This window comes from Alkalihalophilus lindianensis (genome assembly GCF_032843265.1).
GTDB classification, from domain to species: domain Bacteria; phylum Bacillota; class Bacilli; order Bacillales; family Bacillaceae_D; genus Alkalihalophilus; species Alkalihalophilus lindianensis.
This window is the reverse complement of record NZ_JAWJBA010000480.1, coordinates 1-264: the sequence shown is the minus strand read 5'-3', so window position 1 is coordinate 264 and position 264 is coordinate 1. Positions and strand designations below refer to the sequence as shown.

Here is a 264-nt window from a genome sequence, read left to right as displayed (position 1 = left end):
TTAAAATAGAAAGGAACGATGAGATAGATTTTGAAACTGAACGTATTTGGAATGAATTAAAAGCAGATATAAAAGAAATTTGTTCAGAAGTAAAAAATAAAGAAGAGGTTTTAGGAATATCTATTGCTAGTGTGGGGGAATCAGGTGTCCTAATTAATGAGGAGAATCAAGTGATTGGTCCAGCCATAACATGGTTTGATTCAAGAGGTCAAGAATATATATATAATTTATACGAAGATGGTATCACTTACAAGTTATATGAAA

General features: G+C 30.3%; 1 protein-coding gene. It reads left to right on the top strand.

The genetic code is table 11. The features are described from left to right. On the top strand, positions 1–264 hold a 264-nt coding region (locus tag RYX56_RS23100), incomplete at both ends, for an FGGY family carbohydrate kinase (RefSeq protein WP_317124222.1).